The sequence below is a fragment of the Pseudescherichia sp. AS216 genome (genome assembly GCF_037152055.1).
In the GTDB taxonomy this organism is placed as follows: Bacteria; Pseudomonadota; Gammaproteobacteria; order Enterobacterales; family Enterobacteriaceae; genus Pseudescherichia.
In genome coordinates, this window is sequence record NZ_JBBCMV010000001.1 from 224,175 (window position 1) to 244,901 (window position 20,727).

Here is a 20,727-nt window from a genome sequence, read left to right on the forward strand (position 1 = left end):
TGTTGATTAGAAGTGCGTATTTACACTCATGTACCAGGTGCGGCCCGGCTCGTTATAGGTCGCTGCGCCTGCACCGTACATATAGGATTTCGTCGTGTCGTTGCCCGTGGTCTGGGCATTGCCCTCACGCCATTGACGTTTGTCGAAGAGATTATCCACCCCAGCCGTCAGGCTGACGTTTTTAGTCGCATCCCATGTGCCGCTCAGGCCAACAATGCTGTACGGACTCACCTCATCGGTTTCGCTGCCCGTGGCGCGGTTGCCTTTGTAGTTGTAAATCTTCGGCTGCTGCTTGCCGTACCAGGTGAAGGTGGACTGCACGGAGATATCCTGACGGATCTGCCAGCTCAGCGTTGAGTTCAGCGTGTATTCCGGAATGATAGAGAGACGATCGCCAGTGGTTTTGTTCTTGCTTTGCAGCATGTAGGTGAGGTTGTTGGTCCAGTTTACGGTGTCGGTCACCGGTACGTTCAGCGTCCCCTCCAGGCCTTCTACTACCGCTTTAGGCACGTTTTCCCACTGATAAACGTCCGTAGTGGCCTTCGATGCTCTGCCAATCGGCGCATAACCCGCTTCAATCTTGTCCCGGTAGTCGTTGCGGAACCAGGTCACACCCGCCAGCCAGCCGTCGCGCTTGAACTCCAGGCCGACCTCTTTATTGATGCTGGTCTCTGCTTTCAGATCGTCATTGCCCATCAGGTAACAGGCACCGGCGCTGGCGTAGCAGCCCTGGCCGCGGCTGTAGAGGATGTAGTTCGGGTTGGTTTGATACAGGCTTGGGGCTTTATACGCGCGGGCGATGCCCATTTTCAGCGTAATGTCGTCCGTCAGCCCCTGGGAGAGGTTGAGGGACGGGCTCCAGTTATCGCCCACGATGGTGTGATGGTCAAAACGCAGGCCCGGCGTCAGCATGGTGCTGTCGGTCAGCTCCATATTGTTTTCCGCAAACAGAGAGAAGATTTCTGCCTGGGAGTAGGGGCTGCGGTTGGTTGGGTTAACCCCGGCGAGGGTGCCGCCTTCGGTCAGCGACTGGGTGTTGGACGCCAGATCCTTCATGCGCTGCTGATTCCACTCGCTGCCCAGCGTCAGGGTCTGGTTGACCAGCAGATCCAGCGGCAGGTTGACTTCGCTATGCAGCAGCACGTCGGCAAGGTCGATATTAGAGAAGTTCTCGTCGGAGAAGATCCCTTCGGTGCCACCGGCCAGACCTTCGTTATTCCGCGTGTTACGGGTGTGCTCGTACTGCGCGTAGGTGGTGGTGGTGACGCCGTTATCCCAGCCGCCGTTCCAGGTCAAAGCGTAGTTTTGGCGATAGAGACGGTTGGTCTCTTTACCGTAATTCTTTTTCACCAGCGCGTTGGTGTTGGTATTTTGAGTATCGCCCGCGTAGAGGTTGCCCTGACGGCTGTAGCCCGCCTCCAGCTCCAGCGAGTTCATGGGGGCAAAATCCCAGCGCAGCTGACCGTTCACATCTTTGTTTTTCACCCCCTCGCGCCCAGCCGGCATGGTACCGGCGTAGCTGCCGGTGCGTAAGGATTCATGGCCTTTATTGATATCCCAGGCGTCGGCCTGCGTTTTTTCCAGGTTGCCATAGAGGCGGAAGCTGAAATCACCCCCCAACGGACCGGTCAGGTTAAAGTTAGTGCGCTTGGTTGAACCTTCGGATTTGTGCTCTGGCGCGTTGAGGTAGGTATCCCATGCCCCATGCCACTCGTTTTTCGACTGCTTAGTGATGATGTTGACCACGCCGCCCGCCGCGCCGTTGCCGTAGCGTGCCGCCGCCGGGCCACGGATCACTTCGATACGCTCGATCATCTCCGGCGGTACCCAGCTGGTATCGCCACGGGTATCACGCTCGCCGCGCCAGCCCAGACGTACCGAGTTGCGGCTGGTGACAGGTTTACCATCAATCAGGATCAGCGTGTTTTCCGGACCCATGCCGCGAATATCGATCTGACGGCTGTTGCCGCGCTGGCCGCTGGTAGAGTTACCGGTGAGGTTTACCCCTGGCATGGTACGAATAATTTCAGCGACGTCACGGGCAGGCGGATTTTTGCGGATCTCATCGGCAGTGATGGTCGAGACGCCGGGAGCCTGAAGATTCTGCTCGGCAGCGGTAACAACGATAGTGTCATCCCCAGCAGGCGGCTCCTCTGCATGAAGCGGTAGCGCTACCCCGTAAATGCCCAGATTGACCAATAAGGTCAGGGACTTAATCTTGTTATTCATTGTGTTATCCGTTTTGTCGCCAGACGACCGCTAACGCGTCCTGGTTCCCTGCACGCACGCGGTTAATGGCATGATTATGTGAAAGACGCGCTTCCCACAGCGCGCCAATACGCTATTGCAAATGCAAATAGTTATCAATAATATTATCAATAAATTTTCTTACATTTGAAAAAATGCCGCAATAACGACGGGGTTAATTAGGGTGACGATGCGAGCGACGGGCAGCGATGCCTGGTGGGAGTCAAAACACGGGCCTGAGTGGTTCCGCGAGGGTGATGACCGATGTCAGGTCACCTTCTGGTGGCGCGATCCGGCGGGGTCGGAAGCCACGTCTTCTATCCAGCATGTGTGGATCTACATCACCGGCGTTACCGATCATCACCAAAACGCCAGACCGCAGTCCCTGAGCCGTATTCCCGGTACTGACGTCTGGTTCTGGCAAACCACGCTTAACGCTCAGTGGCGCGGCAGCTACTGCTTAATCCCCTCCAAAAACGCACAGGACTTTGCCGAGTCGGCGTTCAGCACCGAGGTGCCGGATCGCATCGCCCTGCGCGAAGGCTGGCGCAGATTGCTGGCCCACGCCGTTGCCGATCCGCTCAATCCGCTGTCGTGGCGGGGCGGGCGCGGTCATCCGGTGTCGGCCCTGGAGATGCCCGATGCGCCAGAGCAGCCGGGCTGGCATGCGCCGCAGGATACCCCTTATACGCCCGCAGCCTGCATTTCCTGGCGAAGCCGCCGGCTAGGCAACAAACGCCGGGTCTGGATCTACACCACCGGCGATGAGAACGTCACCGAGCGTCCGCTGGCGGTGCTGCTGGACGGTCAATTCTGGGCCGAGAGCATGCCCGTTTGGCCCGCTCTTGCTGCGCTAACGCAGGATGGCAAGCTGCCAGCCGCCGTGTACGTGCTGGTTGACGCGATCGATACCACCCAGCGCGGCCGCGAGCTGCCCTGCAACCCAGACTTCTGGCAGGCGTTACAGGAGGAGCTGCTGCCGCAGGTTAAGGCCCTGGCCCCGTTCAGCGATGAGGCGTCGCGCACGGTGGTGGCCGGGCAGAGCTTTGGCGGTCTGGCCTCGCTCTATGCCGGTTTGAACTGGCCAAAGCGCTTCGGCTGCGTGCTGAGCCAGTCCGGCTCCTACTGGTGGCCGCATCGCGGTGCGCAGCAGGATGGCGTGATGATCGAGCAGCTAAAAACCGGCGCGCTTCAGCCGCAGGATCTACGTATCGTGCTGGAGGCGGGAACCCGTGAACCGCTCATTTTCCGCGTTAACCAGACGCTCTATTCCCTTTTACAGCCGACGGCGGCGGTGCTCTTCTGGCGGCCCACCGACGGCGGACACGACGCGCTGTGCTGGCGCGGCGGGCTAACCGCAGGGCTCATGACGCTCTGGCAGCCGCTGCTTCAGGCTGCGCCGTAAAGCATTTTTCCACGACAGGAGTGTGGTATGGAGTTCAGTAATCCCTTCGACGATCCAGAGGGTCAGTTTTACATTCTGCAAAACGCGCAGCAGCGCTATAGCCTGTGGCCGCAGCAGTGCGCCCTGCCGCAGGGCTGGCACGTGGTTGCCGACCCGCAACCGTCGTCAGTGTGTCACGCCTGGCTGGCGGAGCAGTGGCAGAACCTCACCCCTGCGTATCATGCGCGTTAAGGAGCACCCTATGTCGAAACGTCTGCCGCTGGTCGCGGCCCAGACCGGGATCTGGATGGCGGAAACGCTCTCTACATTACCTAACGCCTGGAGCGTGGCCCACTATGTGGCTATTCATGACGGCGAGCTGGAGGAGGGTCTGTTCGCTGAGGCCATTGTCACCGGCATGAGCCACGCCGACACCCTGCGTAGCCGCTTTGTCGAGGATGGCGGAGAGGTATTCCAGTGGATCGATGCGTCCATGCCGCTGATGCCGCCTGCTGTCTACGATCTGCGTGACAGCACCGATCCTCACGCGGCGGCGCTGGCCGTTATGCAGGGCGATCTGGCCCAAAATCTGCGCGTCGACGGCGGGCAGCCGCTGGTTCATCATGCGCTGCTGCGTCTCGGGGAGCGCCGCTGGTACTGGTATCAGCGCTATCATCATCTGCTAGTGGATGGCTTCAGCTTCCCGGCCATTACCCGCCATATCGCCGCCATCTATACTGCGTGGCGTCACGGCGAACCCACCCCGGCATCGCCCTTTACCCCCTTTGCCGAGGTGGTCGAGGAGTATCAGCGCTACCGCGACAGCGAGAGCTGGCACCGGGACGCCGCTTACTGGCGCGAGGTAAGCCAGAGTCTACCGCCGCCGATATCGCTCTCTGCCAGCCCACTGCCGGGGCGCGCCGCAACCGCCGACATTGTTCGCCTGAAGCTGACTCTCGACACCCAGGCGTTTTCCCGCCTTGCGGCACAGAACGGCAGCTGCCAGCCAGCGGATCTTGCTCTGGCGCTGGTCTCCCTCTGGCTGGCCCGCCTGTGCGGACGCATGGACTATGCCGCCGGGTTTATCTTTATGCGCCGGATGGGCTCTGCGGCGCTCTGCGCCACCGGCCCGGTGCTCAACGTCCTGCCGCTGGCGGTGAACGTCGACCCGGCGGAGACCCTCGCCGCGCTGGCGCAGAAGCTTGCTGCCCGGCTAAAAAAGATGCGCCGCCACCAGCGCTATGACGCCGAGCAGATCGTGCGCGACAGCGGGCACGCAACGGGCGACCGCGCCCTGTTTGGCCCGGTATTCAACGTGAAGATGTTTGATTACCAGCTGGACATTGACGGAACGGCGGGGACCACCCATACCCTGGCCACCGGGCCGGTTAACGACCTGGAGATCGCGCTCATTCCGGACGAGACGGGCGGTCTTGCCGTGGAGATCCTCGCTAATCGCCAGCGCTACGACGCGGCTGAGTTAAGCACCCATGCCGCCAGGCTGGACGCACTGCTGCGCCAGTTTGCTGATAATCCCACCCTGCGCTGCGGCGAGGCGGCGCTGATCCTGCCAGCGGAGCAGGAGAAGATTGACCGTATCAATGACACGGCAGTAAACCTGCCAGCCACCACCCTCAGCGCCCTCGTGGCGGCCCAGAGTGAAAAAACGCCGGACGCCCTGGCGCTGGCAGATGCCCGCTGGCAGTTCAGCTACCGAGAGATGCGCGAGCAGGTTATCGCCTTGGCCCAAGAGCTTCGTCAGCGCGGCGTGCGACCTGGGGACAGCGTCGCCGTGGCGCTGCCGCGTTCGGTCTTCTTGACGCTGGCCCTGCACGCCATTGTCGAGGCCGGTGCCGCCTGGCTGCCGCTGGATACCGGCTACCCGGACGACCGCCTGCATATGATGCTGGAGGATGCCCAGCCGCGGCTATTAATCACCGCCGACGATCAGCTGGCGCGGTTTAGCGCGATCCCGCAGCTTGCTTATCTCTGCTACAGCGCGCCGCTGCCGGTAACAAACGCGCCCGCGCTGGCGCTCTCAATGCCTGAACACACCGCCTATATCATCTTTACCTCCGGCTCGACGGGCCGCCCGAAAGGGGTGATGGTGGGGCAAACGGCCATCGTCAACCGCCTGCTGTGGATGCAGGCGACCTATCCGCTGACTGCGGAGGACGTGGTGGCGCAAAAGACACCGTGCAGCTTTGACGTTTCGGTGTGGGAATTTTTCTGGCCCTTCATTGCCGGGGCGAAGCTAGTGATGGCCGAGCCGGATGCGCACCGCGATCCGCTGGCGTTGCAGGCCTTTTTTGCCCGCTACGGCGTAACCACCACCCACTTTGTTCCCTCGATGCTGTCCGCTTTCGTCGCCTCTCTGACGTCGGAGAGGGCGCAGGAGAGCTGTGGTACGCTGCGCAACGTCTTTTGCAGCGGTGAAGCGCTGCCAACGGATCTCTGCCGCGAGTGGGAAAGCCTAACCGGCGCGCCGCTGCATAATCTCTACGGCCCGACGGAAGCGGCGGTCGACGTCAGCGGGTATCCAGCTTATGGCGAGGCGTTGGCCGAGGTCAGCGGCCCCAGCGTGCCGATTGGCTATCCGGTGTGGAACACCGGTTTGCGCATTCTCGACAGCATGATGCAGCCTCTGCCGCCGGGCGTGGCGGGGGATCTCTACTTGACCGGCATTCAGCTGGCGCAGGGCTACCTGGGGCGACCCGACCTGACTGCCAGCCGCTTTATTGCCGATCCCTTTGCGCCGGGCGAGCGGATGTACCGCACCGGCGACGTGGCGCGCTGGCTGGCGAACGGCGCGGTAGAGTACCTGGGGCGCAGTGACGATCAGCTTAAAATTCGCGGGCAGCGTATTGAGCTGGGAGAGATCGACGCTGTTATGCAGGCGCTGCCGGACGTGGCCCAGGCGGTCACTCATGCCTGCGTGCTAAACCAGGCGGCTGCGGTCGGCGGCGACGCACGCCAGCTGGTGGGCTACCTGGTGTCGACCTCGGGCCAGCCGCTGGAGAGTGCCGCGTTGATTGAACTGCTGAGGGCGCAGCTGCCGCCGCACATGGTGCCTACCGCGCTGGTGCAGCTTGATGCGCTGCCGCTCAGCGCCAACGGCAAGCTGGATCGCAAGGGGTTACCGCTGCCGACGCCTGCCGTGGCAGCAGGCGGGCGCGCACCGGAAACCGACGCCGAGCTAACCATCGCCGCGCTGTTTGCCGAGCTGCTGGCCTGTGAGGTCGAGGACGTCAGCGCTGACTTCTTTGCCCTTGGCGGCCACTCGCTGCTGGCGATGCGGCTGGCGGCGCGGCTTAGCCAGACGTTCAATCGTCAGGTGACGCCGGGGCAGGTAATGGTGGCCTCCAGCGTGGCGAAGCTGGCCGCGCTGCTGGCGGCCGATGCCGGGGATAGGCGACTGCAAAACGTAGGCTACGAGACGATCCTGCCCCTGCGGGAGAGTCACGGGCCGACGCTGTTCTGCTTCCACCCGGCCTCCGGCTTTGCCTGGCAGTTCAGCGTCCTGGCGCGCTACCTCAGCCCACGCTGGTCGATCGTTGGCATTCAGTCGCCGCGCCCAAACGGGCCGATGAGCACCGCCGCCACGCTGGATGAGGTATGTGACGCCCATCTGCAAACGCTCATCGCCCAACAGCCGCATGGTCCGTACTACCTGTTGGGTTACTCCCTCGGCGGCACGCTGGCGCACGGGATCGCCGCCCGGCTACAACAGCGTGGCGAAGCGGTAGCTTTCCTTGGGCTGCTGGATACCTGGCCGCCGGAGACGCAGAACTGGGCAGAAAAAGATGCCAACGGACTCGATCCTGAGGTACTGGCGGAGATCAATCGCGAGCGGGAGGCATTCCTTGCCGCGCAGCAGGATCAGGCGTCAGGAGAGCTGTTTAACGCTATCGAGGGCAACTATGGCGATGCGGTCCGCCTGCTGACCACCGCCCGTAGCCTGCCGTTTGAGGGTAAAGCAACGCTGTTTGTTGCCGAACGCACGCTGCCTGCCGGGATGGATCCCCAGCAGGTCTGGTCACCCTGGGTAACTGCGCTGGATATCTATCGGCAGGAGTGCGCCCACGTGGATATTATTTCACCGACGACGTTTACCGCTATTGGCCCACTATTAGCAGGATTGCTTAATTAATAGACTGTCACGCCTACCAGATATGGTGGGCGTAACAGCCAAAGTTAAATGTTAGTTCAGATTAATCTTATAAGGTACTATTATAGATGCATCGGATGTAAATAATGCTTTCGTAGCAAAACAGGGTAGAGTTTATAGATGTCAACGCTAGATATTAAACAGGATAACGAGGTGCAGTTACGCTCCTATCCAGTTGGTCCTCATCATGCTCACGAAATTGATTTTCTCACGCTTCTTGACGTGTTATGGGCAGCCAAAAAACAAATTATCGTCATAGCCGCAGCATTTGCGCTGCTTGGTCTACTTATTTCTTTTGTGCTGCCGCAGAAGTGGACCAGCGAAGCCATTATCACCCCTGCTGAACAGACTCAGTGGCGCTCGCTGCAGCAAACGTTGATGGAGTTACAGGTACTGGACATCGATGTAGCGGTCACGCCAGTTGATGTTTTTGGTCAGTTTATTAAAAATTTTAGCTCGCAGTCTCTGCAAGAAGAGTATTTCCGTAGCTCGCCCTATGTTAAAGCACACTATCCCGATCTGAATGCTGATTCGATAGAGTTCCAGCGCGCGGTTGTCCGTCTGACGGAAAAGCTGAAGATAATTGATAACGCATCGCCAAAGAGTCCCGTTGAAGCGCCCTTTACGTCCTGGACGCTCAGCTTCTCTGCCTCAACGCCTGAAGATGCAAAAGAAGTCCTTGAAGGTTATGTCGATTACGTCGCGGCAAAAGTAGTTAACGAGACCACGGATAATATCCGTAATACCCTGGCGTTAAAAACGCGCTTTGAGCAGGAGAAGCTGAATCTCGATCGCGTTCGCCTGACTAACCAGCGTGATATTAAGATCCAGCGTCTGAATTACTCGCTTGAAGTGGCTAACGCTGCGGGTATTAAAAAGCCGGTATATAGCAACGGCCAGGTTGTGAATGACGATCCGGACTTCTCTATTACACTCGGTGCGGATGGTATTCAGGAAAAGCTGAGGATTGAAAAATCGCTGAAGGATATTGCCGATCTCAATGCCGATTTACGCAATCGTGAATATCATGTTGAGCAACTGCAAAAACTTAATGTAAAAGATATTGCCTTTTCACCGTTCAAATATCAGCTCACCCCGTCGCTGCCAATGAAGAAAGATGGTCAGGGCAAAGCCATTCTTACCGTGCTGATGGGATTAGTGGGGGGCATTATTGCCTGTGGTGTCGTTCTGCTACGCAATGCGATGCTGGCACGTAGCCTGCCGCCGGTTCCGCCTGAAATGGTATTAGAGTCGGCATAAATGCCCGATGGGGGCCTACAAACCCGCAACGTGCCCACCGTAGATACTGTTATCGCCTGCAAGTTTTTTATGTACCGGCCTCCCCGGATTGCAGGCATACCAGCCACAGCGCCGTCAGGCGCTGTTATTTCTTCCCTTAATGCCTGTTAAGCCGTTACGCCGCAGTGTCTCGATGCATCGAACGGCTCACCCGATTTCAGCACACCGTATGCCACCTGCGCCAGCTTGCGCATCATCGCCCCGATTATCAGCTTTGCTTTCTTACCGTTTTTTTCCAGTCGCTGCCTGAACACTCTGCCCCACGCGGTCTTATACAACGCCACTATCGCCGGCATGTACAGTGCCCTGCGCAGGGAGACATGACCCGCCTTGCTCATCCGGCTTGCGCCTCTCACGCTACTCCCGGACTCATGCTGCCGGGGCGTCAGTCCCGCGAAGGCAGCGAACTGCCTTGCCTGTCCGAACCGCTCCTTCAGCCCGATATAGGCCAGCAGAACCGCTGAAGTCCTCTCCCCGATACCCGGGATGCTGTTCAGCAGCTTCCGGCGGTGCTTCATGTCCGGGTCATCGTCTGTCAGGTCCTTTATCTGTTTTTCCAGACGCTTCAGCTCGGCTTCCAGCCACAGCAGGTGCGCGTCGATGCTCGGGCGCTGCACGTCACGGGCCGTATCCTGACGGTTCAGCTCCTGGGTATGCATGTCCGTCAGCGACTGGTGGCGCAGCACCAGTGCCCGCAGGGCACGTTCAACCGGATGAGGGGCTTTCCAGACTGCCGGACGCTTCTGGCGGCAGAACTCTGCCAGCATCCGCGCATCAGCCGCATCCGTCTTGCTGCGCAGCCCTTCGCTCTGCGCGAAGGCCTTACCCAGGGCGGGATTGATGACGGAGACGGTGAAGCCGGCATCACTGAGGTGGGCAGCGGCGTCTTCCATATAGGTGCTGGTGGCTTCCATGCAGATATGGGCCGGAGCAGCCTGATGGCTGTTCAGCCAGCGGACCAGTTCGTCGTGGCCCTTCGGGGTGTTGGCAAACTTTTTACTGCGGTGACGGCCATCAGGCCGCAGCACATCGACATCCAGCTTCGCTTTAGAGACATCAATACCGATATAGTGAAGTTCCTGTTTCATAGTGAAACCAACCTTGTAAATGCGGGTTACCGGGAATAAACCGGTCCATGATACTGTCCGGTCTGTCACTTGTGGAGAACGGCAGTCCGCTGCATAAATCTACAATACAGGTTGTGAGCCTGAGGCCGGGCACGGCATGCGGACTGCATGGCAGAGAGAGCTGGCCGGCTTTCCCTGCACAGGAAGGATAATACAAGGCCGGGCAAACGCAGAGCCGCCCGGCATTGCCGCATCAGCATAGTCACGCCCGGTGGCGCTTCGCTTACCGGGCCTACAAACGTTTTATATCCCCGTACGCCCCAGCGGCACCACCAGCGGCGTGTGCGCCACCGGATCCTCGATAATCATACAGCGTAACCCGTAGACGGCCTCAATCAGCTCTGCCGTCACAATCTCTTTCGGCGCCCCCTGGGCCACCATTTTTCCATCCCGCAGGGCAATCAGATGGGTAGCATAGCGGCAGGCCTGGTTCAGGTCGTGCAGCACCGCCGCCAGGGTGTAGCCCTTCTCGCGGTTCAGCTCGCTAAGCAGCTCCAGCACGTCAATCTGATAGCTGATATCTAACCAGGTTGTGGGCTCATCCAGCAGCATAATCGCCGTCTCCTGAGCCAGCACCATCGCTATCCACGCCCGCTGGCGCTGGCCGCCAGAGAGCGTATCCACGCTTTGTAAAGCCAGATCCGCCACGCCGGTGGCCTGCATCGCCCGCTGCACGGCGCGATCGTCCTCCTGTCGCCAGCGGGTAAACAGCGGCTGGTGCGGATAGCGGCCGCGGGAGACCAGCTCCTGCACCGTAATATCGCCCGGCGTGGTGGCGTTCTGCGCCAGCAGGCCGATGCGTCGTGCGACCTCTTTACTGTTGAAGCGCTGGATCTGCTCGCCATCAAGGTAGACATGCCCCTGGGTGGGCGTCATCAGGCGGCTCAGGGTACGCAGCAGGGTCGATTTGCCGCAGCCGTTGGGGCCAATGATGGCAGTAAAGTGGCCATCGGGAATGGCCACGGAGAGATTATCCGCCACCACTTTTTTACCGTAGCCGAGCGTTAAGCTGTCGCCGCGCAGACGGGCTGTTAAATCGGTCATCTTTTGCGGGACTCCTTGATTAACAGGACGATAAGGTAGATACCGCCCAGGCTTACGGTGATCACGCCGACCGGAAGCTGATAGGGAATAAACAGCCGCTGGGCGCAGAGATCGGCAGCCAGCAGCAGCAGCGCACCGCAGAGCGCCGCCTGAGTCAGACCCCAGCGCGCCGTGCCGCTGATGCGCCGGGCAATGTGCGGCGCAACCAGCGCCACGAAGGAGATCGGGCCAGCGAGAGCGGTCGCCGCCGCCGTCAGCACCACGGCGACCAGCATCAGCATCAGCCGGGAGCGCTCGACGCTGACGCCCAGCGCGCAGGCGGTGTCATCGCCCATCTCCAGCAGCCGCATCCGCCGTACCAGCAGCGCGGCGCAGACCAACATCAGCAGCAGGATCGGCGCGGAAGGCAATGTTTTAGCCCAGGTCAGGCCGTTGAGCGAGCCGGCATTCCATAGCCCGGCGGTGAGGGCGGTCTCCAGCGAGGCTTTAATCAGCAGCCAGGTATTGAAGGCGATCAGCATCGCGCGAACGCCGATGCCGATAATGATCAGGCGAAAGGTCTCAATGCCGTTGCGCCAGGCCAGGGCCCACACCACCAGCGAGGTGAGGATCCCCCCGGCCATCGCCGCAAAGGCAATAGCCGTGAGATCCTGGCCATACAGCACCATCGCTACCAGCACGCCGCTCCAGGCGCCGGTATTGAAGCCCATGACGTCGGGGCTGCCCAGCGGGTTACGCATCAGCGACTGGAAAATCGCCCCGCTGACGCCCAGCGCGCCGCCGATGAGGAGCGCCATCAGCACCCGGGGCAGACGCCACTCGTTGACCACCAGCGCAATGCCGCGCGGCGCATCGCCGGTAAAGGCGGCCAGCACCTGGCCGAGAGAGAGCGGTACCGTGCCGCTGCACAGGCTCCACAGGGCGATCATCACGCTGACGCAGGCCAGCAGGAGAACGCTAACAATGAGACGGCGGGAGGGGGCGATCACATCGCACCTCCGCGACGGTGGCGACGCACCAGAAAGATTAACACCGGCGCGCCGATAAAGGCGCTGACCACCGATACCCGCAGCTCGCCCGGCACGAGTAGCCTGCCAATGATATCGGCAAACAGCAGCAGGGCAGGGGTAGCCAGCAGCGTCACCGGCAGGGACCAGCGGTGGTCGGCCCCCACCAGCCAGCGCGCCATATGCGGCATCATCAGGCCAATAAAAGCGATCGGGCCCGAGACGGCGGTCGCGCTGGCGCACAGGACGGTGATAGCCAGCAGGCCCAGCAGCTGAGTGCGGGCCACCCGGCTGCCGAGGGCGGTGGCGGTGTCGCTGCCAAGGCTCAGGCTGTTTAGCGCCCGGCTGAGCAGAAGGGCAATCGCCCCCGCTATCAGCACCGGAACCAGCACGATACGCAGCGTCTGTAAGGTACGTACGTCAAGGGAGCCAGCCTGCCAGAAGCGCAGCTGGTCGTAGACGTCTGGGTTAAGCAGCGAGATCCCACTGGAGAGCCCCTCCAGCACCGCCGCCAGCGCAACGCCCGCCAGCGTCAGGCGCACCGGGCTCAGCTGCCCGCCGCCCGCGCTGCCGGTAAAAGCCACCACCAGCGAGGCCGCCAGCGCGCCACAGAAGGCCAGCGCCAGCTGCTCGGTGGGGGAGGAGAGGCCCAGCAACGCCGCGCCGAGCACGATAGCAAAGCTTGCTCCGGCGTTAACGCCGAGCAGGCCGGGATCGGCGAGAGGGTTGCGGGTCAGGGTCTGCATCAGCGCCCCGGCGAGGCCCAGCGCGCCGCCGACCAGCAGCCCGGCCAGGGTGCGCGGCAGGCGGGCATCAAGCACAATCGTGCAGTCGGCGCTTTGGCAGGTGCCGGAGAGGGCATCCATTACAACAGAGAGGGGCAGCGGTTTGGCCCCGATCAGCAGGCTGAGCACGCCTGCTATCAGCAGCAGTAGCAATAATCCGCCCACGGCCCACGGGCGCGCCGGATTAACGGAAAGCGACATAACAACGTCCCTGATGTGATAATGATAGTAATTATCGTTATCGATCTTATTACGGTATGTTAGCATGTGCGGCTTAAAAACTGGTATCAAAAGTTCGCATTAAGGCTTTGTTATGACCCGACAATCCTGGCTGATTAACGTCAGCCTGTTGAGAACCCATCCTGCGTTTCGCGCTGTTTTTATTGCCCGTTTTATCTCTATTGTGTCGCTGGGGCTGCTCGGCGTCGCCGTGCCGGTACAGATCCAGGCCATGACCCACTCCAGCTGGCGGGTGGGGCTGGCGGTGACCCTGACCGGCGGGGCGATGTTTGTTGGCCTGATGCTCGGCGGCGTGCTGGCGGACCGCTACGAGCGCAAGCGCCTGATCCTGCTGGCGCGCGGCACCTGCGGTATTGGCTTTATTGGCCTCTGCCTCAACGCCGCGCTGCCCGAACCCTCCCTGCTGGCGATCTATCTGCTCGGCCTGTGGGACGGTTTTTTCGGTGCGCTGGGCGTCACGGCGCTGCTGGCCGCCACCCCAGCGCTGGTGGGGCGGGAGAACCTGATGCAGGCCGGGGCGATCACCATGCTCACCGTGCGGCTGGGATCGGTTATCTCACCGATGCTCGGCGGCCTGCTGCTCGCCTCCGGGGGCGTGGTATGGAACTATGCCCTGGCGGCGGCAGGAACCTTTATCACCACTCTGACCCTGCTGCGTCTGCCCCAGCTGCCCCCGCCGCCTCAGCCGCGTGAGCATCCCCTGAAGTCGCTGCTGGCGGCGTTTCGCTTCCTGCTGCGCAGCCCGCTGATCGGCGGTATCGCCCTGCTGGGCGGCCTGCTGACGATGGCCAGTGCGGTACGCGTGCTCTATCCGGCGCTGGCGATCCACTGGCAGATGTCAGCCGCCGAGATCGGCATCCTCTACGCGGCCCTGCCGCTCGGGGCCGCCGTGGGGGCGCTCACCAGCGGCAACCTGGTCCAGCGTCCGCGCCCTGGGGCGATTATCCTCTTCTCTACTCTCGGTGCTTTTATCGCCATCGCCCTGTTTAGCCTGATGCCAGTCTGGCCTCTGGGGGTGCTGTTCCTTGCCCTGGCGGGCTGGCTGAGCGCCATCAGCTCGCTGCTCCAGTACACGCTGCTGCAAACCCAGACGCCGGAGGCGATGCTGGGCAGGATCAACGGCCTGTGGACGGCGCAGAACGTTACTGGGGATGCGATTGGTGCGGCATTGCTGGGGGGGATGAGCGTGGCGATGACGCCCGCCGCCTCGGCCAGCGTCGGCGGGGCGGTGCTGGCAGTGACGGGCGCGGTACTGATCCTGCTTCTCGGTGAACTGCGGCGTTTCCACCATAGCCCACCCGTTGACGCTTAACTGAACAGTGTGGCGAAGCGCTTGAGCAGCAGCGTGGCGCTGTAGTAGTCGAGGCGGAACGTCTCGGTACCGAGGGCGTAAACGCGCTTGTTCTGAACCGCACTCAAATGACTCAGCAGCGGGTTGGCGTAGATGGCCTCGGCGTCTTTCTCGTTACCTGCGAAGAGGAACAGCGCTTCGCCATTCAGTCCGGCGGCAAGGTTCTCCCCGCCCAGCTGGATGATATCGTGCCGCTTGCCCTGACTCTGGCTGGCGTGTAGTCCTTCAGGCAGCGTCGCCAGGGTAAAGCCCAGCTGCGAGAGCAGCTGCCCCTGGGCCGAGTCCGCGGTCCACAGGTTGGCACTGTGCGCCGCCGGGTTATAGACCAGGGCGCTGACCGGCTGCGGCGTCAGCGTCATCTGCTGCTTCACCTTCGCCAACTGCTGATTAAAATCGCTAATGCGGGCTTTGGCCTGCTGCTCCTGACCGGTGATCTCCCCGAGCTGGGTGAGCAGCGTCTGCCAGCTCTTATCGTCGTAATTGATGATCAGCGTCGGGGCAATAGCGGAGAGCTGATCGTAAAGTGCCAGCGCTGAGTCGCCTCCGGTGGCGCTGATGAGGATCAGATCCGGCATCTGGGCGGCGACCGCCTCCGCATTCGGCTCACCAATATAGAGCCGGGCAAGCTTGCGCTGCTTAGCGATCTCGCCCCACTGACGCAGAAAACCGTTCTCGTCGGCAACGCGGTTATTTGGCGCGGTTGCGCCGCTGGCCACCACCGGGGCGTCAATCGCCAGCAGCGAGCCGGTGAGAGTGACGCTGGTTGAGACAATGCGCAGAGGTTTATGATCGAGGGTATGAACGCCCCGGCTGTCAGCGATCTGGCGCGGCCAGTCGGCGGCGTGGGCTACAGAAAATCCTAAAACAAAAAGGCCCAGCATGAGCAGGGACTTAAGCGAAAGCGGGGGGAATCTCACGGCGTGCATCCTGTTATTGTGCGGCTAATGCTTCTCATTTTCATCATTGCGCCGCCGGATGCAAGTTTTTAGCCGCACAAAACTGCGCTCTCTGAGGTTGACATCGCCCGGGATAACTCTTAGCTTACCGACCAAAATATAAATGATAATAATTCTTACTACCTTTATCGTTTCGGAGAGGGATATGGATTTGTCAATGGCAGAGGAGACTCAGCTTACCGTGAACACGCTGGCATCAGACCAATTTTTCTTTATGTCGCCGTATCGCAGCTTCAGCACCTCGGGCTGTTTTATGCGCATCAGCGAACCGGCTAACGGCGGGGACGATCTCAACGGCGCCTTCCAGCAGCGGCTGGCTCAGGCGTTCAGCGAGGCCAAAAAGCAGGGAATTGCCAGGCCGATTGTGGTGGGCGCTATTCCGTTTGATACCACTCAGCCCTCGGCGCTGTTTATTCCCCGCGCCTGGGAGCGTTTCTCCCGTCCCGAGAGGCAGCACTCCGCACGCTACGTCCAGGGGAGCAATGCCCTCAGCGTGGTCACCCGCAAGGCGATCCCCGAGCATCCGGTCTTTACCGATATGGTGGCCCGCGCTGCCGCGCTCACCGCCACTCCGCAGGTCGATAAGGTTGTGCTTTCCCGCCTGATCGATATTACCACCGACAAACGCGTAGACGGCGGGGCGCTGCTGGAGCGGCTGATTGCCCAGAACCCGGCCAGCTTTAACTTCCACGTGCCGCTGCCCGACGGCGGCGTGCTGCTGGGGGCCAGCCCGGAGCTGCTGCTGCGTAAAGAGGCGGCGCATTTTAGTTCCCTGCCGCTGGCCGGCTCTGCCCGTCGTCAGCCGGATGACATGCTGGATCGCGAGGCGGGCAACAAGCTGCTGGCCTCTGAGAAAGATCGCCACGAGCATGAGCTGGTGACCCAGGCGATGAAAACCGTGCTCGCCCCTCGCAGCCGTGAGCTGACCCTGCCGGACTCACCCCAGCTGGTGAATACGCCCACCCTCTGGCATCTGGCAACCCCTATCGAAGGGGTAGCGCAGGCGGAGGAGAATGCCCTGTCGCTGGCCTGTCTGCTGCATCCAACCCCGGCGCTGAGCGGCTTCCCGCATCAGGCAGCAAAAGATCTCATTGCCGAGCTGGAGCCGTTTAACCGCGAGCTGTTTGGCGGCATCGTCGGCTGGTGCGACGCCGACGGCAACGGCGAGTGGGTCGTCACTATCCGCTGCGCGCGCCTGCACGACAACCAGGTCCGCCTGTTTGCCGGGGCCGGGATCGTTCCGGCCTCGTCGCCGGAGGCCGAATGGCGCGAGACCGGCGTAAAACTCACCACCATGCTCAACGTTTTTGGTTTGCATTAAGGAGCAATCATGACAATTCCTTTTACCCGCTGGCCCGATGAATTTGCCCGGCGCTACCGCGAGAAAGGCTACTGGCAGGATCTGCCCCTGAGCGATATTTTGACCCGCCATGCCCAGAGCGATGCGCTGGCGGTGATCGACGGTGAACGCGAGCTGAGCTATCGCCAGCTGAACCAGGCGGCGGATAACCTGGCCGCCTCGTTGCAGGCAAAGGGGCTGCGGGCGGGGGAAACCGCGCTGGTGCAGCTCGGCAACGTGGCGGAGTTCTACATCACCTTCTTTGCCCTGTTGAAAATCGGCGTCGCGCCGGTGAATGCGCTCTTCAGCCATCAGCGCAGCGAGCTAAACGCCTACGCGCTGCAGATCAAACCGGCCCTGCTGGTGGCCGACCGCGACCATAGCCTGTTTAGCGACGATGGTTTTCTTAACGGCTTCGTCGAGGAGCATAGCTCGCTGCGGGTGGTGCTGCTGCGTAACGAACCCGGCGAGCATGCCCTGGAGGCGGCCATTGCCCGTCCGGGTGAGCGCGTTGCGAGCGCGCCGACGCCTGCCGATGAGGTGGCGTTCTTCCAGCTCTCCGGCGGCAGTACCGGCACGCCGAAGCTGATCCCGCGCACCCATAACGACTACTTCTACAGCATTCGTCGCAGCAATGAGATCTGCCATTTCGATAACAGAACGCGCTACCTCTGCGCCCTGCCGGCGGCGCACAACTACCCGCTGAGCTCTCCCGGTGCGCTCGGCGTCTTTCTGGCCGAAGGCTGCGTGGTGCTGGCCGCCGATCCCAGCGCCACGCTCTGCTTCCCGCTGATTGAGAAGCACCAAATCAACGTCACCGCGCTGGTGCCGCCCGCCGTTAGCCTCTGGCTGCAGGCGATCCACGAGTGGGGCAGCAACGCCCAGCTGGCCTCGCTCACATTGCTGCAAGTCGGTGGTGCGCGGCTCTCCGCCACCCTCGCCGCGCGTATTCCGGCAGAGATAGGCTGCCAGCTTCAGCAGGTGTTCGGCATGGCCGAGGGGCTGGTGAACTATACCCGCCTCAATGACAGCATGGAGCGCATCAACAATACCCAGGGCTGTCCGATGAGCCCGGATGACGAAGTGTGGGTAGCGGACGCCGACGGCAATCCGCTCCCGTGCGGCGAGGTAGGTCGCCTGATGACGCGCGGGCCCTACACCTTCCGGGGCTACTTCAATAGCCCGCAGCACAACGCCAGCGCCTTCGACGAGAACGGTTTTTACTGCTCCGGCGATCTGATCGCGATTGACGAGGCGGGCTACATCACCGTTCAGGGGCGCGAGAAGGATCAGATCAACCGTGGGGGCGAGAAGATCGCCGCCGAAGAGGTTGAGAACCTGCTCCTGCGCCACCCGGCCATTATTCATGCCGCGCTGGTGAGCATGGAAGACAGCCTGCTCGGCGAGAAGAGCTGTGCGTACCTGGTGGTATCCCAGCCGGTGCGTGCCGTAGAGATCCGCCGTTTCCTGCGCGAGCAGGGCGTTGCCGAATTTAAACTGCCCGATCGCGTGGAGTGCGTGGACGCGCTGCCGCTGACGCCGGTCGGCAAGGTCGATAAGAAAGAGCTGCGCCTGCGGCTGGCCGAACGGTCCCAGGCGTAACAAAGGAGAGAAGTATGGCAATCCCAAAATTAACCGGCTACGCGCTGCCTGCGGCCACTGAGATCCCGCAGAATAAAGTTAGCTGGGCCTTCGAGCCTGAGCGCGCCGCGCTGTTAATTCATGATATGCAGGACTATTTCATCAACTTCTGGGGCGAAAACTGCCCGATGATGGCCCAGGTCGTGGCGAACATCGCCGCCCTGCGTGAATTCTGCAAGCAGCACAACATCCCGGTCTACTACACCGCCCAGCCGAAAGAGCAGAGCGATGAAGATCGTGCCCTGCTGAACGATATGTGGGGACCAGGCCTGACCCGTAAACCGGAGGAGCAGCAGGTCATTGCCGCCCTGGCCCCGGACGAGGAGGACACCGTGCTGGTGAAGTGGCGCTACAGCGCCTTCCACCGCTCGCCGCTGGAGCAGATGCTGAAAGAGAGCGGGCGCAACCAGCTTCTGATCGCTGGCGTCTATGCCCATATTGGCTGCATGACCACCGCCACCGATGCCTTTATGCGCGATATCAAGCCCTTTATGGTGGCCGACGCGCTGGCGGACTTTAGCCGCGACGAGCACCTGATGGCGCTTAACTACGTGGCCGGACGTTCCGGACGGGTAGTGATGACCGAGGATCTGCTCCCGGTGCCGGTCAGCAAGGCGGCGCTGCGTGCCGTGGTGCTGCCCCTGCTCGATGAGTCCGACGAGCCGATGGATGATGAGAACCTGATTGACTACGGCCTCGATTCGGTGCGGATGATGGCCCTGGCCGCGCGCTGGCGCAAGGTCTATGGCGATATCGATTTTGTCATGCTGGCGAAAAATCCCACCATTGATGCCTGGTGGGCGCTGCTCTCCCGTGAGGTGAAATAGTGGCCGGGCTGGATTTTAGCGGCAAGACGGTGTGGGTTACCGGGGCGGGGAAGGGCATCGGCTACGCGACGGCGCTGGCCTTTGCCGAGGCGGGGGCACTGGTTACAGGCTTCGATCGTGACTTTAGCCACGCTACCTATCCCTTCGCCTGTGAAACGCTGGATATCGCCAACGCCGACCAGGTGGCGGCGGTGTGCCAGCGCCTGCTGGCAACCACGGCCCGTCTCGACGTACTGGTGAACGCGGCGGGGATCCTCCGCATGGGGGCAACCGACCAGCTGTCGCTTGACGACTGGCAGCAGACGCTGGCGGTTAACGTCGGCGGCGCGTTTAACCTTTTCCAGCAGACCATGGCCCAGTTCCGCACCCAGCGGGGCGGGGCGATTGTCACCGTCGCCTCTGATGCTGCCCACACGCCGCGTATCGGCATGAGCGCCTACGGAGCCTCGAAGGCGGCGCTGAAGAGCCTGGCCCTGACCGTAGGGCTGGAGCTGTCCACCAGCGGCGTGCGGTGTAACATTGTCTCGCCGGGTTCTACCGACACCGATATGCAGCGCACGCTATGGACCCGCCCGGACGCCGAGCAGCAGCGCATTCGCGGCTTTGGTGAGCAGTTCAAGCTGGGGATCCCACTGGGCAAAATTGCCCGTCCGCAGGAGATCGCCAATACCATTCTGTTTCTCGCTTCCGATCTTGCCAGCCATATCACGCTACAGGATATCGTGGTGGACGGCGGCTCGACGCTGGGGGCCTGATCGTGATCTGGAAACGTCATCTCACCCTTGCTGAACTCAATGCCACCAGCAGCAACACCCTGGTCGCCCATTTGGGGATTGTCTATACCCGGCTGGACGACGACCTGCTGGAGGCGGAGATGCCGGTCGACGCCCGCACCCATCAGCCGTTTGGCCTGCTGCACGGTGGCGCCTCGGCGGCGCTGGCCGAAACGCTTGGCTCAATGGCGGGTTACCTGATGACCCGCGACGGTCAGTGCGTGGTCGGCACCGAGCTGAACGCCACCCACCACCGCCCGGTATCGCAGGGGAAAGTGCGCGGCGTCTGCCAGCCGCTGCACCTCAGCCGTCAGAGCCAGAGCTGGGAGATTGCGGTTTTTGACGAGCAGGGCAGACGGTGCTGCACCTGTCGTCTGAGCACCGCAGTCTTAGGCTAAGGTATTGCCGGGCGGCACCGCGTTTGCCCGGCCTACAACTTCCCTCACGTTTCATCCCGCATAAGTGATCTCCATTACAGAGTGTTGTAAATAACCGGTTGCCCCTCTGCTTTCTGACGTAACAACATTGTTAAAACCCGC

General features: G+C 61.5%; 16 protein-coding genes. 10 read left to right on the forward strand and 6 right to left on the reverse strand.

Annotated features, from left to right (window positions below):
• Positions 1-6 precede the first annotated feature (6 nt).
• A complete protein-coding gene (locus WFN61_RS01130) occupies positions 7-2,229 on the reverse strand; it encodes a TonB-dependent siderophore receptor (protein ID WP_144813807.1) in 2,223 nt (740 codons plus the stop codon).
• 202 nt (positions 2,230-2,431) lie between these two features.
• Between WFN61_RS01130 and fes the strand changes: the two genes are divergently transcribed.
• From fes to wzz(fepE), 4 genes are all read left to right on the forward strand, one after another.
• Entirely contained in the window at positions 2,432-3,652 is a 1,221-nt protein-coding gene (gene fes / locus WFN61_RS01135) for an enterochelin esterase (protein WP_312235063.1), read from the forward strand.
• A gap of 27 nt (positions 3,653-3,679) precedes the next feature.
• On the forward strand, positions 3,680-3,883 hold the full coding sequence (locus WFN61_RS01140; protein WP_144813799.1) for an MbtH family protein: 204 nt from the start codon (positions 3,680-3,682) through the stop codon (positions 3,881-3,883).
• Positions 3,884-3,893: 10 nt separating this feature from the next.
• A complete protein-coding gene (gene entF, locus WFN61_RS01145; RefSeq protein WP_337037255.1) occupies positions 3,894-7,781 on the forward strand; it encodes an enterobactin non-ribosomal peptide synthetase EntF in 3,888 nt (1,295 codons plus the stop codon).
• 138 nt (positions 7,782-7,919) lie between these two features.
• The gene (gene wzz(fepE), locus WFN61_RS01150; protein ID WP_312632864.1) at positions 7,920-9,059 is read left to right on the forward strand and encodes an LPS O-antigen length regulator Wzz(fepE); all 1,140 of its coding nucleotides are present in this window, start codon (positions 7,920-7,922) and stop codon (positions 9,057-9,059) included.
• A gap of 146 nt (positions 9,060-9,205) precedes the next feature.
• Here wzz(fepE) and WFN61_RS01155 read toward each other — a convergent pair whose 3' ends face one another.
• From WFN61_RS01155 to fepD, 4 genes are all read right to left on the reverse strand, one after another.
• Entirely contained in the window at positions 9,206-10,186 is a 981-nt protein-coding gene (locus WFN61_RS01155; RefSeq protein ID WP_337037259.1) for a transposase, read from the reverse strand.
• Between the two features lie 282 nt (positions 10,187-10,468).
• On the reverse strand, positions 10,469-11,269 hold the full coding sequence (gene fepC, locus WFN61_RS01160) for an iron-enterobactin ABC transporter ATP-binding protein (RefSeq protein WP_144813790.1): 801 nt from the start codon (positions 11,267-11,269) through the stop codon (positions 10,469-10,471).
• Positions 11,266-12,258: an iron-enterobactin ABC transporter permease gene (gene fepG, locus WFN61_RS01165; protein ID WP_337037262.1), complete on the reverse strand. Its 993-nt coding sequence runs from the start codon at positions 12,256-12,258 to the stop codon at positions 11,266-11,268. The genes fepC and fepG overlap by 4 nt, the downstream gene beginning before the upstream one ends.
• Positions 12,255-13,262, reverse strand: a complete 1,008-nt coding sequence (gene fepD / locus WFN61_RS01170) for a Fe(3+)-siderophore ABC transporter permease (protein WP_222889847.1) — start codon at positions 13,260-13,262, stop codon at positions 12,255-12,257. Before fepD ends, fepG begins: the two co-directional genes overlap by 4 nt.
• Positions 13,263-13,374: 112 nt before the next feature.
• On the opposite strand from fepD, the gene entS reads away from it, so the two are divergent.
• Complete coding sequence (gene entS / locus WFN61_RS01175) at positions 13,375-14,613, forward strand: enterobactin transporter EntS (protein ID WP_257756839.1); 1,239 nt, start codon at positions 13,375-13,377, stop codon at positions 14,611-14,613.
• Here entS and fepB read toward each other — a convergent pair.
• On the reverse strand, positions 14,610-15,533 hold the full coding sequence (fepB, locus tag WFN61_RS01180) for a Fe2+-enterobactin ABC transporter substrate-binding protein (protein ID WP_257758260.1): 924 nt from the start codon (positions 15,531-15,533) through the stop codon (positions 14,610-14,612). The two genes, entS and fepB, sit on opposite strands and share 4 nt — an antisense overlap.
• A 220-nt stretch (positions 15,534-15,753) precedes the next feature.
• Here fepB and entC point away from each other — a divergent pair, with 220 nt between their 5' ends.
• The 5 genes from entC to entH are packed head-to-tail and all read left to right on the forward strand — an operon-like array spanning position 15,754 to position 20,586.
• Positions 15,754-16,929: an isochorismate synthase EntC gene (gene entC, locus WFN61_RS01185; protein WP_337037269.1), complete on the forward strand. Its 1,176-nt coding sequence runs from the start codon at positions 15,754-15,756 to the stop codon at positions 16,927-16,929.
• 9 nt (positions 16,930-16,938) lie between these two features.
• Positions 16,939-18,549, forward strand: coding sequence for a (2,3-dihydroxybenzoyl)adenylate synthase EntE (entE, locus tag WFN61_RS01190; RefSeq protein WP_312274035.1), 1,611 nt, complete (start codon positions 16,939-16,941; stop codon positions 18,547-18,549).
• Positions 18,550-18,563: 14 nt separating this feature from the next.
• Complete coding sequence (locus WFN61_RS01195) at positions 18,564-19,415, forward strand: isochorismatase (RefSeq protein WP_337037272.1); 852 nt, start codon at positions 18,564-18,566, stop codon at positions 19,413-19,415.
• Positions 19,415-20,170, forward strand: coding sequence for a 2,3-dihydro-2,3-dihydroxybenzoate dehydrogenase EntA (gene entA, locus WFN61_RS01200; RefSeq protein ID WP_186370508.1), 756 nt, complete (start codon positions 19,415-19,417; stop codon positions 20,168-20,170). The genes WFN61_RS01195 and entA overlap by 1 nt, the downstream gene beginning before the upstream one ends.
• A 2-nt stretch (positions 20,171-20,172) precedes the next feature.
• Positions 20,173-20,586, forward strand: a complete 414-nt coding sequence (entH, locus tag WFN61_RS01205; protein WP_144813767.1) for a proofreading thioesterase EntH — start codon at positions 20,173-20,175, stop codon at positions 20,584-20,586.
• Positions 20,587-20,727: the final 141 nt, after the last annotated feature.